This window comes from Streptomyces sp. NPDC089424, assembly GCF_044749345.1.
GTDB lineage: Bacteria > Actinomycetota > Actinomycetes > Streptomycetales > Streptomycetaceae > Streptomyces.
In genome coordinates, this window is sequence record NZ_JBIVHU010000001.1 from 600,489 (window position 1) to 617,636 (window position 17,148).

Below are 17,148 nucleotides of genomic sequence, written 5' to 3' on the forward strand. Positions count from 1 at the left end.
CCCGACCGCACGTTTTGCGAAAGCATTGCATTGCGGCGGATAGCTGAGTTCGCCCGAAAGCTCCCGTGATCAGGGCCGCCGGTCGAGTCCCAGCAGGGACGGGACGTCGGCGAAGGAGTCGAGTACGTGGTCGGGTGTGCCGTCGGCCGCACGGTGGGTCTCGGGCAGGTACTTCCCGGTCCGCACCAGCACCCCGGTCACCCCGGCCCGCTGCGCCCCGAGGACGTCGGACTCGATGTCGTCGCCCACCATCAGGGCTTCCTCCGCGCGCACACCGAGCCGGTCGAGCGCCGCCTCGAAGAACGCGGCCGACGGCTTGCCGGTCACCACGGCCTCGGTGCCGGCGGCCCGCTCCAGCCCGGCGAGGTACGCGCCGGTGTCGAGCCGCAGACCGTCCTCCGTGCGCCAGTACAGATTGCGGTGCACGGCCACGAGCCGTGCCCCGCGCCGAAGGTGCCCGAAGGCCCGGTTCAGCGCCGGGTACGTGAACTCCGGCCCGGCGCCCCCCACCACCACGACGTCCACCGCCTCCGCCCCGGCGTCCGCGTCGCCGGGCACCAGCCGCACGCCCTCCAGGTCCTCGGCGACGTCCCCGCTGTTCAGCAGCAGGCACCGCGCCCCCGGGAAGTGCTCGGTGAGATACGCGGCGGTCGCGGCCGGTGCGGTCAGGACGTCCCGCGCAGTCACCGGAAAGCCCGCCTCCGCCAGCGTCCCGGCGACCGAGGCGCGTGTGCGGGACGTCGTGTTGGTGACGAGCGCGACCGGCAGCCCGGCGTCCCGGATCGCCCGCAGCGCCTCGACCGCGCCGGGCAGCGGGCGCCACGAGACGGTGAGGACACCGTCGATGTCGATCAGCACGGCACGCACCGGACCCATGTCCGGACCATAGCCACCAGGGTGCGGGGCAGCCACTGGACGAGGCGGCTGGGCCGGCCGGTGCCGCGGACCTCGTACGCTCGACGGCATGTCCCCTCACGTGCTGATCCTCGGCGGCACCACCGAGGCCCGCGAACTCGCCGCCACGCTGACGGCCCGTACGGGGACCCGGGTCACCACCTCGCTGGCGGGACGCGTGTCGCGGCCGGGGGCCGTCGCCGGCGACGTGCGGATCGGCGGGTTCGGCGGCGCCGAGGGGCTGGCCGCGTGGCTGCGCGCCCACGACGTGTCCGCCGTCGTCGACGCCACGCACCCCTTCGCCGAAGCGATCACCGCGAACGCCGTCCGCGCCGCCGCACGCTGCGGCGTTCCGGCCGTCGTGCTGCGACGCCCCGGCTGGCGGCCGGGACCGGGGGACGACTGGCATCCGGTCGCCTCGCCGGCCGCCGCCGCGGCAGTGCTGCCGCGGCTGGGCCGCCGGGTGTTCCTCACCACCGGCCGGCTGGGCCTCGCCGCCTTCGCCGGGCTGACGGGGCAGCACTTCGTCGTACGGTCCGTGGAACCGCCCGCGCCGCCGATGCCCGCTGACGTCGAACTCCTCCTCGCCCGCGGCCCGTTCACCGTCGCCGGCGAGCTGGCGCTGTTGCGGGAGCACCGGATCGACGTGGTCGTCACCAAGGACAGCGGGGGAGCGGCGACGGCCGCCAAGCTCACGGCGGCCCGGGAACTCGGGGTTCCCGTCGTCGTCGTAAGCCGTCCGCCGCTGCCGCCGGGCGCGGCGGCCGTACCCGACGTGCCGGGCGCCCTGGCGTGGCTCGGGGCCGGTTAGGGCCCGTCCGGGCTCAGAGGATCTTGCGGTGCACCAATGCCGACAGCACCAGTGCCCCCGGCAGCAATGGCACCCACACCGTGAGCACGCGGTAGGCGATGACGGTCGCCGTCGCCAGGCCCACCGGTGCGCCGAACGCGGCCATGGTGAACACCAGCGCCGCGTCGACCGGCCCGATCCCGCCCGGCGCGGGCACGGCACCGACCGCCGTGCTGGCGATCAGCAGCGCGAAGACGACCTGTGCCCAGGACAGCTCCAGCCCGAGCGAGAAGCCGACGGTGGCGATCACGCTGCCCTGGAGCAGCGGCGTCGCTGCCGCACCGCCCCACAGGGCGAGGACGCGGGCGGGCCGGGTGTGCAGGACGCGGGCGTCGGTCAGGGCGGTGCGCAGGAAGCAGACCGCCGGGCGGCGCAGGGCGGGGACGACGGCCAGCAGACAACCCGCCAGGACGCACGCGACACCGACGCCGGCGGCGACCAGCAGGAGGGTGCTGTCGTCGGGGACGAGTGCGCCGAGGTGCAGCATGCCGGGGAAGGCGACGAGGAAGACGATCAGCACCGCCGTCTTCGCGACCGGCTTGACCAGCGAGTACAGCGCGAGGGAGGCGGTGCCCCGGGCCAGCGATATGCCCTGGCTCTGGAGGAAGCGCAGGGTCACCGCGTGGGCACCGATGCTGGCGGGGAGGACGTGGTTCGCGGTGCCGGCGGCGAACTGCGAGGCGATCAGCAGCCCCGGCGGCAGCCGCTCGGGGATGGCGCCCTGCCGTACCAGCGCGGCGGCCGGCCAGCCGAGGCAGGTGAAGAACAGGGCCGCGAGCAGCCAGCCGGGGTCGGCGGCGGCGAGCCGGGCGGCGCCGTCGCGCACGGAGGGCCAGTCGACGAGGGCCCAGCCGCCGATGAGCAGCAGCGGGAGCGCGGTGAGGCCGTGACGGGTCAGGCGGGAGAGGCGCGCGGCGGAGGGGGAGCGGACGGGGGCGGCGGTGGCGAGCGCGCTGGGGAGAGCGGCGGCCGGCGGAACGAGGGACACGGCGTACGTCGTCCTTCCGCATCGCGCCCGAAAGGAGCGGGGCGGACGGATGCAAGGCGAGACAGGTGGGGACGGGCGAAACGTGCCCTCCCGGTATGACGCTGCGGTGTCCGGCAGCCGAAGCGGCGCCAGCGCGCAGCGCAAGAAAGCCGCCGTGGCGGTACGACGGGGCGCTCCTGCCGCTTCGAGGGGCGGGTGCGGGCGTCGCGGCCCGGTGCCGCCTACTCGGCGTGCGGGTTCCGGCGCAGCAGATAGGTGTCCATGATCCAGCCCTTGCGCTCCCGCGCCTCGGCCCGCAGCCGTTCGATGCGGGGCGCCGCCTCCGCGATCGGGCCGGCGGCGAGGATCTCGTCCGGCGTGCCGATGTAGGCGCCCCAGTAGATGTCGATGTCCTGGTCGGCGTACTGCCGGAAGGTCTGGTGGGCGTCGAGCATCACGACCACGTCGTCGACGCCCTCGGGGAACCCCTCGGCCAGTCGCCGGCCCGTGGTGATCTGCACCGGGCGGGCGACCCGGTTCAGGCCCGTGCGGTGCCGGGCCACCAGCGCCGAGACGCTGCTGATGCCGGGCACGACGTCGTAGTCGAACTCGACCGAGGCGCGGGTGCGGACCTCCTCCAGGATTCCGAGCGTGCTGTCGTACAGCGCGGGGTCGCCCCACACCAGGAAGGCCCCGCACTCGTCCTCGCCCAACTCCTCGGCGATCAGCCGCTCGTAGATCCCGGCGCGGGCGCTGCGCCAGTCCCCGACGGCCGGGGAGTAGGCCGCGCCGCCCGCGCTGCGGTCCCGGTCCGGGTCACGTGCCTCGACGAGGCGGTAGGTGCCCCGCGGCAGGTGTGCGTCGAGCATGTCCTTGCGCAGCCGGGTGAGGTCGGACTTCACCTCGCCCTTGTCGAGCAGGAAGAACACGTCCGTGCTCCGCAGCGCCCGGACCGCCTGGAGGGTGAGCTGGTCGGGGTCGCCCGCGCCGATACCGATGACATGAATCTTTCGCACGCCCCGAGTCTGCCGCACCCCACCGCCGGCGATCCCACCGCCTCCCGCGGCGCTTCAGCTCGCGCGCAGCGCCGGGGCCCGGGTGCCCGCGTCCACCGTCACCCCGCGCTCCACGTCGTCCGCCAGCGTCCGCGCCCAGCGGGCCAGCCCCGGCAGGTCCAGGTCGTGGGGCCGGTCGTGGCCCGTGCCGGCCGCCCATTCCTCGATCGCGCCCGCGCCGCGGCGCAGCAGCCGGGCCCCGCCCGTGGTGTTGCCGCGGGCGGCGTGCGTGAGGCCCACCGCCAGTTGGGCGAGGCCGCGCCACAGGGCGCGTTCCTCGTCGGGTCCCGACTTCCAGGCGTCCTCGAAGACCTCGTGCGCGTGGAAGGGCTTGCCCGCGTCGAGCAGGGCCTGTGCCTCGGTGACCGTCTCCGGCGGCGTCCGCACCACCCCCTCGGGCTGCCGGGCCACGCCCGCCGCGTCGTAGGGCAGGGGCCGCCCGAGCCCGTCCCGCGGCCTTGCGTTGCGGGCGCGGCCCTCGTTGTCGCGGTCCCGTGCGCCGGCCCGCCGTCCCTCCGGTGTGGTGCCCATACGGCGATTGTCGCGCCTGCGGTCCCGCTTCGGCGCGTCCGGGGGTGTGGGGTAAAGTACTGAGCGCGCGATCACGCGGTTCTCCGCGGTGAGGCGCACCGGGACGTGGCGCAGCTTGGTAGCGCACTTGACTGGGGGTCAAGGGGTCGCAGGTTCAAATCCTGTCGTCCCGACGGTTCGGCGAGGGGTCATCGTTTCGATGGCCCCTTTTCCGTCGGTGCACGGCGCCGGATGATACAAGCGGGAACATGACCAACGAGTTCCTCCCCTTCCGTCCGGGCGGTGCCCGGTGACCGCGGGCGTCGACACCCCCGACCGCCGCGGCCGCACCGGGCTCGACCGGACCGGCCGCGACCTGACAGGCAACCCGCGCGTGCGGGTGCGGGACGTGAGACTGCTGTCCAGCCACTGGTACGTGGAGCGCACGACCACCTTCGACTTCCGCCACGCCGACGGCAGCTGGAGCACCCAGGAGCGCGAGACGCACGACCGGGGCAACGGCGCCACGATGCTGCTGTACGACGCCGCCCGCGAGACCGTGCTGCTCACCCGCCAGTTCCGCTTCCCGGTGTACGTAAACGGACATCCCGACGGCATGCTGATCGAGCGCCCGGCGGGCTGCTCGACGACGAGGACGAGCACCCGGAGGAGGCCGTGCGGCGTGAGGTGACCGAGGAGACCGGGCACACCATCGACGCCGTCCAGCACGTCTTCGACATCTACATGAGCCCCGGCTCGGTCACCGAGCGCGTCAGCTTCTACGCGGCCGCCTACGGGCCGTCGACCCGCACCCACGAGGGCGGCGGGCTCGACGAGGAGGGCGAGGACATCGAGATCCTCGAACTGCCCTTCGGCAGGGCCCTGGAGATGATCCGCACCGGCGAGATCGCCGACGCCAAGACCATCATGCTGTTGCAATGGGCCGCCCTGGAGGGGCCGTTCGCCAAGCGGTAGCCGGTACTCCCTCGCCTGGAAGCCGGCCGCCGCGCACCGAGGTCAGGGCCGTACCAGGAGCTGGAAGTCGAAGGCGTAGCGGGACGCGCGGTAGACGTGCGTCCCGTACTCCACGGCACGGCCGGTGTCGTCGTAGGCCGTGCGCTGCATGGTGAGCAGGGCCGCGCCCCTGTGCTCGTCGAGGCGTGCGGCCTCCTCGTCGGTGGCGCCGCGGGCGCCGATGGTCTGGCGGGCGCTGTGCAGGGTGACTCCGGTGGCGCGCAGCATGCGGTAGAGGCCGGTCGTCTCCAGGCGGGCGGTGTCCAGTGAAAGCAGGCCCGCGGGCAGGTAGTTGCACAGGAACGCCACGGGGCTGCCGTGGGTGAAGCGGAGCCGTTCGAGGACGACGACCTCGCCGCCCTCGGGCACGGCGAGCGCGGCCGCGACGTCGGCGGCGGCCGCCACCGTCTCGTTGCGCAGCACCCGCGTGGTGGGCTGCTGTCCGGCCGCCTCCAGGTCGTCGTAGAGGCTGCTCAGCTCCAGCGGGCGCTTGACCTTGCTGTGCACGACCTGGGTGCCCACGCCGCGGCGGCGGACCAGCAGTCCCTTGTCGACCAGGGACTGGATGGCCTGACGGACCGTGGGCCGGGACAGGCCGAGGCGGACCGACAGGTCGATCTCGTTGCCCAGCTGGTCGCCCGGAGCGAGGACACCGCCCTCGACGGCCGCCTCCAGTTGCTGGGCGAGCTGGTGGTACAGCGGCACGGGGCTGGTGCGGTCGAGCACGAAGTGCACGGCGGCGAGCCCGGAGACAGTACTCATCATGGCGTCCCTCCCGGCCCACACCGTAGCAGTTTGTTCTAACATTAGGACCTGCTCGTGAAATGATGTCTTAACAAAGTATTGACACTGGGCGCGCCAGGGGATTTGATCCCGTGCCAACAACAGCCTTTCCCCCATCGCACAGTGAGGTGCAGGAAAGATGGACCGCTCTCGCAGAATCACCTCCGCCCTGGCCCTGGCAGCGGCCTCGGCCCTGGTCCTCGCCGGCTGCTCCAGCAGCTCCGGCGGCAAGAAGGCCGAGGAGGGAGCGGACGGCGCCTCGGCGGGCAAGGCCACCACGCCCCGGATGACGATCGCTCTGGTCACCCACCAGGCGCCCGGCGACACCTTCTGGGACATCGTGCGCAAGGGTGCCGAGGCCGCCGCCGCCAAGGACAACGTCAAGCTCGTCTACTCCGCCGACCCCAACGCCGGCAACCAGGCCAACCTGGTCCAGAACGCCATCGACCAGAAGGTCGACGGCATCGCCGTCACCCTCGCCAAGCCGGACGCGCTCAAGGGCGTCCTCGGCAAGGCCGAGCAGGCCGGGATACCGGTCGTCGGCCTCAACTCCGGGCTGAGCGACTGGAAGCAGCTCGGCCTGATGGAGTTCTTCGGGCAGGACGAGAACGTGGCCGGCGAGGCGCTCGGCAAGCGGCTCAACGAGGAGGGCGCGAAGAAGGCCGTCTGCGTCATCCAGGAGCAGGGCAACGTCGGCCTCACACAGCGCTGCGACGGGGTGAAGCAGACGTTCGAGGGCACCACGGAGGTCCTGAACGTCAACGGCACCGACATGCCCTCCGTGAAGTCGACCATCACCGCCAAGCTCAAGCAGGACGGCGCCATCGACTACGTCGTGGCCCTCGGCGCCCCCTTCGCGATGACCGCCGTGCAGTCGGTGTCCGAGGCGGGCAGCAAGGCCAAGATCGCCACCTTCGACCTCAACAAGGACCTGACGGGCGCCATCGAGCGCGGTGACATCCAGTTCGCCGTCGACCAGCAGCCCTACCTCCAGGGGTACCTGGCGATCGACGGGCTGTGGCTCTACAAGAACAACGGCAACTACAGCGGCGGCGGTGAGCAGCCCGTGCTGACCGGCCCGGCCTTCGTCGACAAGGCCAACGTCGAGCGGATCGCCGCGTTCGCCGCGAAGGGCACCCGGTGATGTCCATGGCCCAGCAGGCCGCGCCGGCGGTGGCGACACCGCCGGAGCCCGGCGGCGACCGGCCGGCCGACGGACGCACCAGGCAACGGCCGCTGGTGGTGCGGCTGCTCGCCCGGCCCGAGGTGGGCGTCTTCCTCGGGGCGGCGGCCGTGTTCGTCTTCTTCCTGATCGCCGCGCCCTCGCTGCGCCAGGGCGGCTCCATGGCCACGGTCCTCTACCAGGCGTCCACCATCGGCATCATGGCGCTGCCCGTGGCCCTGCTGATGATCGGCGGCGAGTTCGACCTGTCGGCCGGCGTCGCCGTGATCACCTCGGCGCTCACCGCCGCCATGCTCAGCTACCAGCTGACCCTGAACGTCTGGACGGGCGTGATCCTCGCCCTCGTGGTCTCGGTCGGCGTCGGCGCGTTCAACGGCTGGGTGCTGGTGAAGACCGGGTTGCCGAGCTTCCTGGTCACCCTCGGCACGTTCATGATCCTCCAGGGCGTGAACCTCGCCGTCACCAAGATGGTCACCGGCAACGTCGCCACCGACGACATCAGCACCATGGACGGCTTCGAGCAGGCCAGGGCGCTGTTCGCCTCCTCCTTCGATGTCGGCGGCGTCCAGGTGAAGATCACCGTGGTCTGGTGGCTCGTGTTCGCGGCCCTGGCCACCTGGGTGCTGCTGCGCACCAAGTACGGCAACTGGATCTTCGCCGTCGGCGGCAACAAGGAGAGCGCCCGCGCGGTCGGCGTCCCGGTGACCTTCACCAAGATCACCCTGTTCATGCTGGTCGGGTTCGGCGCCTGGTTCGTCGGCATGCACCAGCTGTTCTCCTTCAACACCGTGCAGTCCGGCGAGGGTGTGGGCCAGGAGCTGCTCTACATCGCCGCGGCCGTCATCGGCGGCTGCCTCCTGACCGGCGGCCACGGCTCCGCCATCGGCCCGGTCTTCGGCGCCTTCATGTTCGGCATGGTCCAGCAGGGCATCGTCTACGCGGGGTGGAACCCCGACTGGTTCAAGGCGTTCCTCGGTGTGATGCTGCTCGGGGCCGTCCTCATCAATCTGTGGGTGCAGCGCACCGCGACCCGGAGGTGACCGCCATGACCACCACCCCCCAGGCAGCGCCCCAGGACGCCGCGACCCGCGGCCGCGGGCCCCTCGTCGAACTGCGCGGCGCCGGCAAGTCCTACGGCAACATCCGCGCCCTGCACGGCGTCGACCTCGCGGTCCACCCCGGCAAGGTGACCTGCGTCCTCGGCGACAACGGCGCGGGCAAGTCCACCCTCATCAAGATCGTCTCCGGGCTGCACCGGCACACCGAGGGAGAGTTCCTCGTGGACGGCGAGCCGGTGCGCTTCGCCACCCCCCGCGAGGCCCTCGACAAGGGCATCGCCGCCGTCTACCAGGACCTTGCGACGGTCCCGCTGATGCCCGTCTGGCGCAACTTCTTCCTCGGCTCCGAGCTCACCAAGGGGCCCTGGCCGCTGCGCCGCCTGGACATCGCCCGCATGAAGCGGACCGCCGACGAGGAACTGCGCAACATGGGCATCGTCCTCGACGACCTGGAGCAGCCCATCGGCACGCTGTCCGGCGGCCAGCGCCAGTGCGTCGCCATCGCCCGTGCCGTGCACTTCGGCGCCCGCGTGCTGATCCTGGACGAGCCGACGGCCGCCCTCGGCGTCAAGCAGTCCGGCGTGGTCCTGAAGTACATCGCCGCCGCCCGCGACCGTGGCCTCGGCGTCATCTTCATCACCCACAATCCCCACCACGCGTACATGGTCGGCGACCACTTCAGCGTGCTGCGCCTCGGCACCCTCGAACTGAGCGCCGACCGCAGCGAGGTGAGCCTGGAGGAGCTGACCAACCACATGGCCGGCGGCACCGAACTCGCCGCCCTCAAGCACGAACTGGCGCAGGTGCGGGGCGTCGACGTGGAGGGGCTCCCCGAGGCGGAGGACCTCTCGGGGCCGCCCGCCGAGGAGGCTCACTCCAGGGAGGCTCCCGCCGAGGAGGCTTCCGTCAAGGAAACTTCCGCGCCCGCCGCTCCGGCCACCTCTTCCGAAGGGACCACCTGACATGGCCGACACCCCCGCCCTCGACCGCATCCGGGTCGGCTCGGCGCCGGACTCCTGGGGCGTCTGGTTCCCCGACGACCCGCAGCAGGTGCCCTGGGAACGCTTCCTGGACGAGGTCACCGAGGCCGGCTACTCGTGGATCGAGCTGGGCCCCTACGGCTATCTGCCGACCGACCCCGCACGGCTCACCGACGAGGTGGACCGCCGGGGCCTGAAGGTCTCGGCCGGCACCGTCTTCACCGGCCTGCACCGTGGCCCGTCCGTCTGGGAGTCCACCTGGGAGCACGTCAGCGAGGTCGCCGCCCTCACCCAGGCCATGGGCGCCCGGCACCTCGTGGTCATCCCGTCGTTCTGGCGGGACGACAAGACCGCCGAGATCCTGGAGGCGCCGGAGCTGACGGGCGAGCAGTGGGCGCACCTGACCAAGGGCATGGAGCGCCTCGGGCACGAGGTCAAGGAGACCTACGGCCTCGACATCGTCGTGCATCCGCACGCCGACACCCACATCGACACCGAGGAGCACGTCGAGCGCTTCCTCGACTCCACCGACTCCGGGCTGGTGCAGCTCTGCCTGGACACCGGGCACTACGCCTACTGCGGGGGCGACAGCGTCAAGCTGATCGAGACGTACGGCGAGCGCATCGGCTATCTGCACCTCAAGCAGGTCGACCCGGAGATCCTCGCCGACGTCGTCGCGAACGAGGTGCCGTTCGGGCCGGCCGTGCAGCGCGGGGTGATGTGCGAGCCGCCGTCCGGCGTGCCGGAGCTGGGCCCGGTGCTCACGGCCGCCCAGAAGCTGGGCGTGGACCTGTTCGCGATCGTCGAGCAGGACATGTACCCGTGCGAGCCGGACAAGCCGCTGCCGATCGCGGTGCGCACCCGCAAGTTCCTGCGGTCCTGCGGCGCCTGACGGGCCACCGGAGGCGGCCTGCGGGGCGGGGGCTCACCCCTCGTCCGCGGGCCGCCTGCGCCCCCGTGCGACCAGCACCCCGCCCACGACCGCGAGGACGAACCCCACGGCTGCCGCGCCGATCGGGACGGTGAGGCCCACCGCGCGCAGTCGGGCGCCGTCCGCCTTCGCCTTGTCGACGGCGAACTTCTGCGTGGCCGGGGTGTGGCTGAGCCTCTCCACGTCCAGCAGGACCACGGCGTCCTTGTCGCCGCCGGGGGCGCGCAGGGTCTGGCGGGGGCCCAGCTGGGCGTACAGGACGCGGCCCGTGGGCTGGTCGACCACCAGCTTGATGCCGTGGTTGGAGTACCACTCCTCGGCGAACACCTGCGCGGCCCCGGGCCGTCCGACGAGGGCGCCCGGGACCTGCCGGGTGCCGATCCGCGTGGGCGGCACGGTGCCCGTGAAGACGTACCCCTGGTGGCCGCGGATCCTCTCGGTGCCCCGGTAGGAGAGGGTGACCGCCGAGCCGAGCTGGCTGTCCCACCAGCGGTAGGAGCGCTTCTGCACGTCGAACGGGAACTTCAGGTAGGCCTCGCCCTCGTGGTACGGCTGCTCCTGGCAGCAGTGCGCGGGCCGGTTGCTCCTGCGGTCGGTGACCCAGCGGGCGGTGGAGAAGTCCAGCGCCTCGTGCGGGTCGGCAGCGGGCAGCGACTTCTCCGTGTCGACCGTGGTCACCACGTCCCACACGGCGCGGCCGCTGCGTTCGCTGTCGCCGACGTCGCCGCGCACCCGCTGGGTGACGGTGACGGGCCGGTCGTGGAGCGTCTCGGTCTCCGCGACGTCGAAATAGCTGCCCGTGCCCTTGTAGACGGCGGTCACGTCGATGTCGACCGGGGTCACGGCGGCGCGGGGCTTGACGTACCACGCCAGCATCGGCGCGAGCACGAGCAGGAAGACACCCAGGCCCAGCAGGACCAGGGAGAGGGGCGAGGCGCTACGGCGCATCCGGCACTCCAGGGCTTGGCTGCCCCGGGACCGTAGGCCCCGGCGTCGCACCGCGTCTACGCACCGGTGTGACAAACCCGCTGCCGGTCGTGCTCATGGGCACGCCAAAATGGCGCACACCCGCGCCGACCCTGGAGGCCCCGTGATCCACCGCACCCTGGCCGAGCCCGACCTCGACCGCGTCCTCGCGCTGCTGCCCGCCGGTGAGGTGGGCGTCTGGGCGGACGCGGACCTCTTCCGGGAGAGGCTCGCCACGGGCGAGTACCGGCCGGAGTGGACGTGGGTCGCCGAGGACGCCGGTGAGCTGCGCGCCGTCGCGGTGTGGTGGGGCAAGCCCGGCCAGGAGCGGCCGGGCGCGCTCGACACCCTCAACGCCGTGCCGTCGCCCGCCCGCACCGACGTGGTCGCCGGGCTCCTCGACGCCGCCCACGCCGCCTTCGGAGGGACCGCTCCGGAGTGCCACCTCCTGCTCCCCGCCGACTGGCGGGAGCGTCCGGACGCCGCCGCCGCCCTCGGCTGGCGGCAGGAGGCGGCCGGGCGCGCCGGCCTCACCACGGCCGTCGAACGGCTGCGCTACGAGTGGACGCCTGACCGCGGCGTCCCCACGCCGTCCCGCCGGCTGCGCTTCCGCCCCGAGGCCGACGACGAGGTCTTCGCCGACCTGTTCCGCCGGGTGCTCGACGGCACGCTGGACGCCGCGTCGCGCACCGAGGCCGCCGTCGTGGGAGCCGAGGCGCAGGCCCGCGCCGACGTCGCGTTCTACCGTGACGTGATGCCGGGCGAGCGCACCTGGTGGCGGGTGGCCGAGGACGCCGACGGCCGCCCGGCCGGCTTCGCGCTGCCCTCCCGCAACAACGCCTCGCACGTCGTCGGCTACCTCGGCGTCCTGCCCGAGCAGCGCGGGCTCGGCTACGTCGACGACCTGCTCGCCGAGATCACCCGCATCCTCGCCGAGGAGGCGGGCGCCGACCTCGTCCGGGCGGACACCGACCTCGGCAACCACCCGATGGCCGCCGCCTTCGAACGCCTGGGCTACCGCAACTTCGCACGGCGCATGGTGCTGTCCACGACCTGAACCGGGACGCGGGAGCCGCGCGGTCCCCGGCCGGCGGGGGTGTGCCTGCCGTCGTGAGGGTGCGGGCGGTGACTGGCCGGGGTGTGCCTGCCGTCGTGAGGGTGCGGGCGGTGACTGGCCGGGGGAGTGCCTGCCGTCGTTTGAGTGCGCGCGGGGTGTCCGGCGGGGTCTGCCGGTCGTCGTTCGGGTGCGGGGGTGACTGGCGGGGGTCCGCGTGCCGTCGTATCGGTGCGCGCGGGGACCGGCGACGGGCCGCCTGTCGTCGTACGGGTGCGCTCGGCGGGCGTCGGGGCGGGGGGTGTGCGAGATTGCCGACTGAGGGTGGCAGCCGGGTGCGGGTCGCTGTCCCTCGGTGAGCCGCGCCGGTACGCGCGGCCCGCCCGCGTGACGTCCCACGACCCGGGGGTTCGACCCGATGGCCCTGCACAAGACCAGCCGCCCGGAGCCGGGCCCCGAAGAAGACGTGTACACCCTGCCCATCAGTGAGCGGGCGCTGCCGAAGTACCGGATGCCCGACGGCGTCTCCGACGCCCGCGCGGTCCGCGCCCTGATCCACGACGAGCTGAGCCTCGACGGCAACGCCTCGCAGAACCTGGCGACCTTCTGCACCACCTGGGCGGAGCCCGAGGTGCACCAGCTGATGGACGAGTGCCTCGGCAAGAACATGGTCGACAAGGACGAGTACCCGCAGACCGCGGCGATCGAGGACCGCTGCGTTCATATGCTCGCCGACCTGTGGAACGCCCCGGACGGCGCCACCACCGTCGGCTGCTCCACCACCGGCTCCAGCGAGGCCGGGATGCTCGGCGGACTCGCCCTGAAGTGGCGCTGGCGCGAACGCCGCCGCGCCGAGGGCAGGCCCACCGACCGCCCCAACCTGGTCGTCGGGCCGGTCCAGGTCTGCTGGGAGAAGTTCGCCCGCTACTTCGACGTGGAGCTGCGCCAGGTCCCCCTGGAGAAGGACGCGCTGGGACTGCGCGCGCACCAACTGCGCGAGTACGTCGACGAGAACACCATCGGCGTGGTGGCCATCCTCGGCGTCACCTACACCTGTGTCTACGAGCCGGTCGCCGAGATCGCCGCGGAGCTCGACCGCATCCACGCGGACACCGGCCTCGACATCCCCGTGCACGTCGACGCGGCCAGCGGCGGCTTCGTCGCCCCGTTCCTCCAGCCCGAGCTGGTGTGGGACTTCCGGCTGCCCCGCGTCGCCTCCGTCAACGTCTCGGGCCACAAGTACGGCATGGCACCGCTGGGCGTCGGCTGGGTGGTCTGGCGCTCGCCCGAACTGCTCCCCGAGGACCTGGTCTTCCGCGTCTCCTACCTCGGCGGCAACATGCCCACCTTCGCCCTGAACTTCTCCCGCCCCGGCGGGGAGGTGGTCGCCCAGTACTACAACATGCTGCGCCTGGGCCGCGACGGCTACGCCAAGGTGCACGGCGCCTGCGCCAGGACCGCCGGGATGCTCGCCGAACAGGTCGCCGCGATGGGCCCCTTCACCGTCCTCTACGACGGCCAGGGCGCCCTGCCCGCGGCCACCTGGACGCTGACCGAGCCCGACACGACGCCCTTCACGCTGTACGACGTCACCGACCAGTTGCGCCGCCGCGGCTGGCAGGTACCGGCGTATCCGCTCGCGTCGGGCCGGGAGGAGACCGTCGTGCAGCGCGTCCTGGTCCGGCACGGCACCAGTTACGACAAGATCGCGCTGCTCGCGAGCGACCTGCGCGCCGCCGTCGACCACCTGCGGGAGGGGCCGACGGCCCATGTGGCGGCGCAGCCGGGGTTCCACCACTGATTCAGGCGCCGCGCACCTCCTCGATCCGGACGGGCCGGTGCTCCTTCAGCGACAGCGTGCAGGCCTCCGCGATCCAGCCCGCCTCCAGCGCGTCAGCGACGGTGCAAGGCGAGGGCCGGCTGCCCGCGACGACCTCGGTGAACGCGCTGAGTTCGGCACGGTAGGCGGCGGTGAAGCGGTCCATGAAGAAGTCGTGCGGGGGGCCCGCCGGGAAGGTCACGCCCGGCTCCACCGACCGCAGCGGCAGCTTGTCCTCCAGACCGACCGCGATGGAGTCCTCGAAGCCGTGCAGCTCCATGCGCACGTCGTAACCCCGGCCGTTGTGGCGGCTGTTGGAGACCACGGCGATCGTGCCGTCGTCCAGCGTGAGCAGCGCGCCCGTGGTGTCGGCGTCGCCCGCCTCCGCGATGTAGCGAGCGCCCCGGTTGCCCCCGACGGCGTACACCTCGCTCACCTCGCGGCCCGTCACCCAGCGGATGATGTCGAAGTCGTGCACGGAGCAGTCGCGGAAGATGCCTCCGGAGGCGGCGACGTACGCGGCCGGCGGCGGCGCCGGGTCCAGGGTCGTCGACCGCACGGTGTGCAGCGTGCCGAGCTCACCGGCGAGGACGGCGTCCCGCGCGGCCACGAAGCCGGCGTCGAAGCGCCGGTTGTAGCCGATCTGCACCGGCACGTCCCGGCCCTCGACGGCGCGCAGCACCGCCACGCCCTCGGTCATGGTGCGGGCGACGGGCTTCTCGCAGAACACGGGCACGCCCGCCTCCACCGCCGCCAGGAGGAGGCCGGGGTGGGCGTCGGTCGCCGCGGCGATCACCACCCCGTCGACGCCCGCGGCCAGCACCGCCTCGGGTGAGTCGGCGACCTCAGCCCCGAACCGCTCGGCGGCCGACTTGGCGGCCTCCGCGAACGGGTCGCAGACGACGAGCGACTCGACCACGTCGAGTCCGGAGAGGGTTTCGGCGTGGAAGGCACCGATGCGGCCGAGGCCCAGGATTCCGATACGCATGAGGGTGTGGCTCCTTGTGGTGCGGAAGGCGTACGAGGGTGGAGTCGGGTCAGTCGAGTCCGCCGAGGACGTTCTGGTCCCAGTCGATCACCGAACCGGTGACCACTCCGGACCGGTCGGACAGCAGCAGGACCACGAAGTCGGCGATCTCGTCCGGTTGGCCGAGCCGGCCCATCGGCAGCCCGGCGGCCGCCTGTTCGCGCCAGTCGTCGCCGGCCCCGTGGAACGCGCGCTGCGTGGTGTCCTCGCCCTCCGTGGCGGTCCAGCCGATGTTGAGGCCGTTGATCCGGATCCGGTCCCAGCGGTGGGCGTGCGCGGCGTTGCGGGTCAGTCCGGCCAGTCCGGCCTTGGCGGCGACGTAGGGGGCGAGGAACGGCTGGCCGCCGTGCGCCGAGGAGGTGATGACGTTGACGATCGTGCCGGGAGCGGCGCGCGCCAGCATGTCGGCCACCGCGGCCTGCATCGCGAAGAACGGTCCCCTCAGGTTGATCGCGATGTGCTCGTCGAACAGCTCGGGCGTGGTGTCGAGGAGCGTGCCCCGGGAGGTGAGGCCCGCCGAGTTGACCAGGCAGTCGATCCGCCCGTACGCGGCGACGGTCCGCCGTACCGAGTCCCCGGCCTGGCCGGCGTCCGCGAGGTCGGCCCGCACGAACACGGCTTCGCCGCCGGCGGCCTTCAGCTGTGCCACCAGCGCCTCACCGGGCTCGGCGCGCCGTCCGGTGACGGCCACGACCGCCCCCTCACGCACGGCGGCCCGCGCGACGGCCGCGCCGACGCCCTGGCTGCCGCCGTTGACGAGGACGACCTTGTCGTCGAGAAGTCCCATGCCGTGCCGTTCCCTTCAGCTCTCGCGCCGCTCGGCGCCGGCCCGCAGCGCCGCCCGCAGCGCCTCGGGGGTCCAGTCCTCGCCGAGCGCCCGCCGTACGAGATCCGCCTGCGAGGGCGGGGCCAGTCCGTCGACCGGCGGGTCGCTGTCGAGGTTGGTGGGGAAGGGGTAGCCCTCGGCGCTCGCGGCGATCACCCGGTGCAGCGCCCGCTCGTCGGCGCCGTCGGCCCGCAGTGCGCGCAGCACCGGGAAGACGGCGTTGACGACGGCCTCCCGGTCCACCGTCTCCATCGCGCGCCCGAAGGCGGACGAGACCTGGAGCAGGTTGGCCATGCGCCGGACGTCCCGGGAGCGGTTGGTGCCGGCGGCGTGGAACAGCGCGGGGTTGAAGAAGACGGCGTCGCCCTTGGCGAGCGGCAACTGGACGTGGTGCTCCTCGTAGTAGTCCCGGAACTCCGGCAGCCGCCAGGCCAGGTATCCGGGCTCGTAGGTCTGCGAGTACGGCAGGTAGGTCGTCGGCCCGGAGTCCAGCGGCATGTCACCGTGCGCGACGGCGCCCTGCAGCGTGAGCGCGGGGGAGAGGCGGTGCACGTGCGCCGGATAGGCCGCCGCGGCCTCGTTCGAGAGGAACCCCAGGTGGTAGTCGCGGTGCGCGGTCTGCGCGGCCCCGCCCGGGTGCACGACGTTGACCTGCGAGGTCACCTGGTAGCCGGGGCCCAGCCAGGCCTCCGCGAGCAGGGCGAGGACATCGCTCGCGTAGTAGTCGGCGAACGCCCGGGGGTCGTACAGGGCCGTCTTCTCCAGCGCGTTCCACACCCGGTCGTTGGCCCCGGGCCTCGCGAAGTGGTCGCCCGCGGCCGCACCCGAGGCGCGCTGCTCGGCGATCAGGGCCTCGAACACGTCCGTGACCGCGTCGACCGCCGCCAGGTCCGCGAAGGCGCCCCGCAGGACCACGACCCCGGGGCCGTCGGCGAGCGCGCGGACCAGCTCGGCCTGGACGTCCTGCCGGTCCGGGGCCGCCCGCAGCCGCTCGCTGTCGTAGACGAGGACGCCGCGCTCCGCGTGGCAGGCGTACGGGTAGGAGGCGGCGTCGGTGGTGCGTTCGACCTGGGTGCGGAAGGCGGCTAGGTCGCAGTCCCGCTCGGTCAGGCGGGCACCGCGGTGTACGGAGGTGAAGGACATGGGCGTCCCCTCGGTGACGGGATGGCACAGCGCTGTCATTCTTGTCAGTACAAACCCCTCGAACAACCAGCAGCGACCCATCAAAAAC

General features: G+C 72.8%; 16 protein-coding genes, 1 tRNA gene and 1 pseudogene. 9 read left to right on the forward strand and 9 right to left on the reverse strand.

Annotated features, from left to right (window positions below; translation table 11 throughout):
• Positions 1–69: 69 nt before the first annotated feature.
• Positions 70–876 (reverse strand): TIGR01458 family HAD-type hydrolase, encoded by an 807-nt coding sequence (locus ACIP2X_RS02535; RefSeq protein ID WP_401666479.1) that lies wholly within the window; start codon positions 874–876, stop codon positions 70–72.
• A gap of 88 nt (positions 877–964) precedes the next feature.
• Here ACIP2X_RS02535 and ACIP2X_RS02540 point away from each other — a divergent pair, with 88 nt between their 5' ends.
• On the forward strand, positions 965–1,705 hold the full coding sequence (locus ACIP2X_RS02540) for a cobalt-precorrin-6A reductase (RefSeq protein ID WP_401666481.1): 741 nt from the start codon (positions 965–967) through the stop codon (positions 1,703–1,705).
• Positions 1,706–1,718: 13 nt separating this feature from the next.
• Here ACIP2X_RS02540 and ACIP2X_RS02545 read toward each other — a convergent pair whose 3' ends face one another.
• The 3 genes from ACIP2X_RS02545 to ACIP2X_RS02555 all read right to left on the reverse strand — a co-directional run bounded on the left by ACIP2X_RS02545 (position 1,719) and on the right by ACIP2X_RS02555 (position 4,297).
• A complete protein-coding gene (locus ACIP2X_RS02545) occupies positions 1,719–2,732 on the reverse strand; it encodes a YbhN family protein (RefSeq protein ID WP_401666484.1) in 1,014 nt (337 codons plus the stop codon).
• Between the two features lie 221 nt (positions 2,733–2,953).
• Positions 2,954–3,727, reverse strand: coding sequence for a precorrin-6A synthase (deacetylating) (gene cobF, locus ACIP2X_RS02550; protein ID WP_401666487.1), 774 nt, complete (start codon positions 3,725–3,727; stop codon positions 2,954–2,956).
• Between the two features lie 54 nt (positions 3,728–3,781).
• Positions 3,782–4,297, reverse strand: a complete 516-nt coding sequence (locus tag ACIP2X_RS02555) for a DUF309 domain-containing protein (protein WP_401666490.1) — start codon at positions 4,295–4,297, stop codon at positions 3,782–3,784.
• Positions 4,298–4,396: 99 nt separating this feature from the next.
• On the opposite strand from ACIP2X_RS02555, the gene ACIP2X_RS02560 reads away from it, so the two are divergent.
• Together ACIP2X_RS02560 and ACIP2X_RS02565 are read left to right on the forward strand one after the other, a co-directional pair.
• A tRNA-Pro gene (locus ACIP2X_RS02560) sits at positions 4,397–4,470 on the forward strand.
• 116 nt (positions 4,471–4,586) lie between these two features.
• Positions 4,587–5,251, forward strand: a pseudogene (locus ACIP2X_RS02565) (NUDIX domain-containing protein).
• A 42-nt stretch (positions 5,252–5,293) separates the two neighbouring features.
• Here ACIP2X_RS02565 and ACIP2X_RS02570 read toward each other — a convergent pair.
• Complete coding sequence (locus ACIP2X_RS02570) at positions 5,294–6,055, reverse strand: GntR family transcriptional regulator (RefSeq protein ID WP_401666493.1); 762 nt, start codon at positions 6,053–6,055, stop codon at positions 5,294–5,296.
• A 157-nt stretch (positions 6,056–6,212) separates the two neighbouring features.
• On the opposite strand from ACIP2X_RS02570, the gene ACIP2X_RS02575 reads away from it, so the two are divergent.
• The 4 genes from ACIP2X_RS02575 to ACIP2X_RS02590 are packed head-to-tail and all read left to right on the forward strand — an operon-like array spanning position 6,213 to position 10,186.
• Positions 6,213–7,217 carry a sugar ABC transporter substrate-binding protein gene (locus ACIP2X_RS02575; RefSeq protein ID WP_401666496.1) on the forward strand — a complete coding sequence of 335 codons (1,005 nt, stop codon included), beginning with the start codon at positions 6,213–6,215 and terminating at the stop codon, positions 7,215–7,217.
• The gene (locus ACIP2X_RS02580) at positions 7,217–8,296 is read left to right on the forward strand and encodes an ABC transporter permease (RefSeq protein ID WP_401666499.1); all 1,080 of its coding nucleotides are present in this window, start codon (positions 7,217–7,219) and stop codon (positions 8,294–8,296) included. The genes ACIP2X_RS02575 and ACIP2X_RS02580 overlap by 1 nt, the downstream gene beginning before the upstream one ends.
• Positions 8,297–8,301: 5 nt before the next feature.
• Positions 8,302–9,276 carry an ATP-binding cassette domain-containing protein gene (locus tag ACIP2X_RS02585; RefSeq protein WP_401666502.1) on the forward strand — a complete coding sequence of 325 codons (975 nt, stop codon included), beginning with the start codon at positions 8,302–8,304 and terminating at the stop codon, positions 9,274–9,276.
• Between the two features lies 1 nt (position 9,277).
• Positions 9,278–10,186 carry a sugar phosphate isomerase/epimerase family protein gene (locus ACIP2X_RS02590; protein ID WP_401666504.1) on the forward strand — a complete coding sequence of 303 codons (909 nt, stop codon included), beginning with the start codon at positions 9,278–9,280 and terminating at the stop codon, positions 10,184–10,186.
• 33 nt (positions 10,187–10,219) lie between these two features.
• Here ACIP2X_RS02590 and ACIP2X_RS02595 read toward each other — a convergent pair whose 3' ends face one another.
• The gene (locus ACIP2X_RS02595) at positions 10,220–11,173 is read right to left on the reverse strand and encodes a DUF3068 domain-containing protein (protein WP_401666506.1); all 954 of its coding nucleotides are present in this window, start codon (positions 11,171–11,173) and stop codon (positions 10,220–10,222) included.
• A gap of 142 nt (positions 11,174–11,315) precedes the next feature.
• Between ACIP2X_RS02595 and ACIP2X_RS02600 the strand changes: the two genes are divergently transcribed.
• Both ACIP2X_RS02600 and ACIP2X_RS02605 read left to right on the forward strand, forming a co-directional pair.
• Positions 11,316–12,248 carry a GNAT family N-acetyltransferase gene (locus tag ACIP2X_RS02600; RefSeq protein ID WP_401666508.1) on the forward strand — a complete coding sequence of 311 codons (933 nt, stop codon included), beginning with the start codon at positions 11,316–11,318 and terminating at the stop codon, positions 12,246–12,248.
• Positions 12,249–12,663: 415 nt separating this feature from the next.
• Positions 12,664–14,046 carry a glutamate decarboxylase gene (locus tag ACIP2X_RS02605; RefSeq protein ID WP_401666511.1) on the forward strand — a complete coding sequence of 461 codons (1,383 nt, stop codon included), beginning with the start codon at positions 12,664–12,666 and terminating at the stop codon, positions 14,044–14,046.
• Between the two features lies 1 nt (position 14,047).
• Here the strand turns inward: ACIP2X_RS02605 and ACIP2X_RS02610 are convergent, their stop codons facing one another.
• From ACIP2X_RS02610 to ACIP2X_RS02620, 3 genes are read right to left on the reverse strand one after another with little or no spacing between them, the layout of a single operon-like run.
• Positions 14,048–15,052 carry a Gfo/Idh/MocA family oxidoreductase gene (locus tag ACIP2X_RS02610; protein WP_401666514.1) on the reverse strand — a complete coding sequence of 335 codons (1,005 nt, stop codon included), beginning with the start codon at positions 15,050–15,052 and terminating at the stop codon, positions 14,048–14,050.
• 49 nt (positions 15,053–15,101) lie between these two features.
• A complete protein-coding gene (locus tag ACIP2X_RS02615) occupies positions 15,102–15,878 on the reverse strand; it encodes an SDR family oxidoreductase (RefSeq protein ID WP_401666517.1) in 777 nt (258 codons plus the stop codon).
• Positions 15,879–15,893: 15 nt separating this feature from the next.
• On the reverse strand, positions 15,894–17,060 hold the full coding sequence (locus ACIP2X_RS02620) for a phytanoyl-CoA dioxygenase family protein (protein ID WP_401666519.1): 1,167 nt from the start codon (positions 17,058–17,060) through the stop codon (positions 15,894–15,896).
• Positions 17,061–17,148: the final 88 nt, after the last annotated feature.